Below are 3941 nucleotides of genomic sequence, written 5' to 3'. Positions count from 1 at the left end.
AAAGTTTATAATTCTGTAAATCACAGTACTACTTATCAATTAGTTTGAATGGGGGGAGGGGGGGGGGTAAGCGAATATTTTAAAATAATATTCTGTTTTTATATGTTTAAATAATATAAAATCCTATCTAAATACCCTTTATAAGACAATTAATTTTTGGAATTATAAAATTTAAATTTTAAGTTCAAATGTTCTTTTAACTCTATTCAATAGCTTAATATTTATAAAATCCTTTTTAACCAATGTTTTAATGGAAGTAACAAGCAAGGCTTTGGACCATTGGTACCTGCCTGAGAATAAAGAGTATGAAGCCTTTGCCACCAAATACCCTATGATCGGAGAACTGAAAGCTCAAAAATCCCGCATACAAGACATGCTGAATTGGTGCGAACAGGAAAATATCAGCTACACACCCACAATCTTTATCAATGGGTATGAATTACCTAAAGCTTACAGTGTGGAAGATCTAAAATATATTCTGGTATAAATGGCATCCAAAAGGATAAAAATATTCAGTCGCGATGAATGGTCAGAGGCTTCGGCTGACCCAAATGTCCGGAGATATTAATAGTCAATTAAATCTAAAAAAAATGAAAAAGTTAATTTTGGGAATAGGGGCAATCGTTCTAAGCCTTGGGTTTCTTGCACCCTTGAAATCAAATGCTCAAGCATCGGTAGAACCTGATAAGCCAAAGTATTACACAATGGCACAAACAGGCCCTGATACCTATTGTTGTGTAGAAAGTACGAACGAATTGGATTCATGCTCAGGAATACCTTGTTAGTAATCAAAAATTTATCATATGAATAAAAGTCTTTACATTTTACAGGTTTTAATTGTTTTTATTTTATTTGTTAAATGTTCTTCCCCTGACAAAAAGGATACAGGAGAGTCAAAATTTATTACAATAAATCTTGAAAATGCAAATCCCGAAACATTTGAATCACTCTTTGCAATAGAGGAAATAATCGCTATTAAAGGATCAGAAGGAATCCCTATAAAATCAATCAAAAGAGTCTTATCGAGAGAAAATAATTATTGGTTGCTCACCTCCAGTAAAATTCTACGGCTTGATTCTAATGGAGGGTTTTTAGATTCTATTTCAAGATTGGGAAATGGTCCAGGAGAATTTCAATCAGTTGATGACATTCGGTGGAATGAAAATTCCTCTTTAATAGAGGTATTAGATAGAAACAGTGGCAAATTACTGAGATTTAATCCCGAAGGAGAGTTTCAAAATGAATGGAACAATCCTTACCTCTACTTGGCTACTTCCTTTATGCCAGATGGAGATGATTATTTTATCTATGGTGGTGTTTTTTTTGAGGGAGATGGATATCGCGCCGTTCTAGTTTCTGGAATCTCCGGTGAAAAAAAGAAAGGGTTCAGTAAAATTGAAAATGAAAGAAGGTATCTAAGTGTACTCAACAACGACACTTTTTATGCTTATAATGAAGAAATTGAGTTTTTTTACTCCGATAATGACACGCTTTATACATTAAGCGAATATGGGTCTACTATAAAACATATACTTGATTTTGGAAAATCTCAAACACCTAGGGAATTCTTTGACCGTTCATTTGAAAACATAATGGATTTTAGAAACCAAGCAGCAGCCAATGATTATGCATCAGTTTTTTCAATACAGCCAACAGATAGCCATTTTTTCTTTTTCGTGATTCAGGGATCCAAATTCTATACTGCTATCGTAGATAGGACTACCAATGAAGTTAAGGTAGTCAAAGGGTGGTCTAGCGAATTTGGAAATGATTTTTCAGATTTGAGTTCCTATTTGGTCTACACTCCTATTGGAAGTGATAGGCATTTCTTGTATTTTTCTATAGATCCCTATACGATTAAATCGGAAATTGATAAACTGAATGAAAATCCATCCCTTCCTGAATTCCTAAAAACCAACCCATACCTTCATCGCATCTATCAAGATTTTGATAAATATGAAAACCCTTACATATTAAAAATCCGAGTAAATGAATTGAATTAGAAATTTAAAGGATTTATAACAGTGCTTCAAAGTAAGAGGAAAATCCTGTTATCGGGATTGTGAAATTGAAATGATGAAAATCATATTCCAAAGAAAAATGGAAAAATGCGGAATCAGATTCCATATTTTTCCAAAAACAATTTTAAGATTGAGATCAAGTCAATCTGGATAATTTCCACTTTCAACCATTACAAAATTCAGGAAAAGGCAGGTTTGCAGGAAATCTCAATCACTCTTTACAGGAACCCCTTAACTACCCATCCTCCGGTTATCCGGAGCCTTTGGCTTCGGATATCTGGTCTTTAAGCCTTTGGCTTAATTACAAATGGAGTTGAAAACTCCTTTATCAGAAGTCCGAAGGCACAACCTTCGGACAGCGGGGAATAAGCTTTATTGTCCCAAATCCGCCAATTCATAAAAATTTTCAGGGCTAATTACTTTGAACTCAGATTCCGTGTAGGTTTCCCGAAAGATTTTTGGGAATTTGGATTTTGATTTTGGATTATATTTGAACTCGAAACAATAAAGCTTTCCGTCCACCTCTTCGATATAATCTATTTCCTGTTGGTCATAGGTTCTCCAAAAGTAGGTATTGACAAATCTCCTGTGGTTTTGATTGTATTTCAACCGTTCACTGATACAGAAATTTTCCCATAATCCGCCGATATCTGTTCGGACATCTAAGGGACTGAAATTTCTGATAATGGCATTTCTGATTCCCAAATCATAGAAATATATTTTTTGGCTTTTGTTGATTTCTTTTCTGAGGTTTTTGCTAAAAGCAGTAAGCCTGAAAATGACAAAAGCTTTTTCCAGAAGATCTAAATACCGGTTCACTGTATGCACATTGGTTCCGGCAAGTTGAGCTAATTCATTAAGTGAGGATTCGCTCCCTAGTTGCAAGGCTATGCCTTTTAAGAGTTTTTGAAGAATATCCGGTTTTTTGATGGCGTCCAACTGGAGAATATCTTTGTACAGATAATTAGTACTGATATCCATCAATTCCTCTATTTTATCTTCGCCATCGGCCATATACACCTGAGGATACATGCCAAAGCGGAGGTAGCTGGGAATACTGCTCTTGATTTGTATCAAAGGTTGATTTTGGTACACTTCTTCCAATGAAAAAGGTAAAAGAAGAAACTGACGAGAACGACCAGTAAGGGGTTCTGCTATTTGATTTGAAAGTTCAAAGCTGGAAGATCCTGTGGCTAAAAATTGGGTACCAGGGAAAGTATCCACCAATACTTTTAAAATTAAACCTATGTTTGGAATATATTGTGCTTCGTCTAAAATGATCAGCTTTTTTTTGCCAACAAAATCCTTCAACAAAACTGAATTGGTATTGGATAAAAGTTCCTGATTTTCTTGCAATTCACAATTGAAGTAGGAAGCACTTGCTTGGTTGTCTTCCATTAGTTTTTTCACAAGGGTGGTCTTTCCGGTTCTTCTTGCACCATACAGGATGATTACTTTTCCTTTGTAGAGTTGTTTTTGAATGATAGATAGGATTTTCCTCTTGATTTCCATGATGCCTGAGAATGTATGTTAAAATTTAGCTAAAAATATAAAGTTAAGTTCACATATTTAGCTAAATTCATGAATCTTTGTTCACAAATTTAACTAAATTTATGACTTACAATTGCAATTCTTAAGTTCCTTAAGATATTTTCTGTCCACAGATGACATGGTTTTTCACTGAGGCGGCTCGCAGGAAGCTCGGAATCTGCAGATAGAAAAGGATCATTTAACCTTTGAGGTTTTCCAAACCTCGAAGGTTTTTTAGCCCTCAGATTTGACGAATTGGCATAATAGGGAATGGAGTAAAATACTCCTTTATCAAAAGTCCGAAGGTATAACTTTCGGACAGCAGATAATCTGCAAAATTTTTTAAAAACTATAAAAAAAGTTTATAATTCTGTAAATCATAGTTCTACT

General features: G+C 34.5%; 4 protein-coding genes. 3 read left to right on the top strand and 1 reads right to left on the bottom strand.

The genetic code is table 11. From position 1 onward, the window contains the following. Window positions 1-250 precede the first annotated feature (250 nt). From EA341_RS00510 to EA341_RS00500, 3 genes are all read left to right on the top strand, one after another. Complete coding sequence (locus EA341_RS00510; protein ID WP_293010724.1) at window positions 251-487, top strand: thioredoxin domain-containing protein; 237 nt, start codon at window positions 251-253, stop codon at window positions 485-487. 103 nt (window positions 488-590) lie between these two features. Then, window positions 591-785 carry a hypothetical protein gene (locus tag EA341_RS00505; RefSeq protein WP_293010723.1) on the top strand — a complete coding sequence of 65 codons (195 nt, stop codon included), beginning with the start codon at window positions 591-593 and terminating at the stop codon, window positions 783-785. An 18-nt stretch (window positions 786-803) separates the two neighbouring features. Further along, window positions 804-2003, top strand: a complete 1200-nt coding sequence (locus EA341_RS00500) for a 6-bladed beta-propeller (protein WP_293010722.1) — start codon at window positions 804-806, stop codon at window positions 2001-2003. A 390-nt stretch (window positions 2004-2393) separates the two neighbouring features. On the opposite strand, the gene EA341_RS00495 is transcribed toward EA341_RS00500, so the two are convergent. After that, the gene (locus EA341_RS00495; RefSeq protein WP_293010721.1) at window positions 2394-3533 is read right to left on the bottom strand and encodes an ATP-binding protein; all 1140 of its coding nucleotides are present in this window, start codon (window positions 3531-3533) and stop codon (window positions 2394-2396) included. Window positions 3534-3941 lie beyond the last annotated feature (408 nt).

This window comes from Mongoliibacter sp. (assembly GCF_007692705.1).
In the GTDB taxonomy this organism is placed as follows: domain Bacteria; phylum Bacteroidota; class Bacteroidia; order Cytophagales; family Cyclobacteriaceae; genus Mongoliibacter.
The sequence above is the reverse complement of the archived record's forward strand: the minus strand, read 5'-3'. Positions and strand labels throughout refer to the sequence as shown.

What these genes read in the sequence shown, in the direction of transcription:
- EA341_RS00500 (WP_293010722.1), top strand. Translation starts at nt 804, where the DNA reads ATGAATAAAAGTCTTTACATTTTACAGGTTTTAATTGTTTTTATTTTA.
- EA341_RS00505 (WP_293010723.1), top strand. Translation starts at nt 591, where the DNA reads ATGAAAAAGTTAATTTTGGGAATAGGGGCAATCGTTCTAAGCCTTGGG.
- EA341_RS00510 (WP_293010724.1), top strand. Translation starts at nt 251, where the DNA reads ATGGAAGTAACAAGCAAGGCTTTGGACCATTGGTACCTGCCTGAGAAT.
- EA341_RS00495 (WP_293010721.1), bottom strand. Translation starts at nt 3,533, where the DNA reads ATGGAAATCAAGAGGAAAATCCTATCTATCATTCAAAAACAACTCTAC.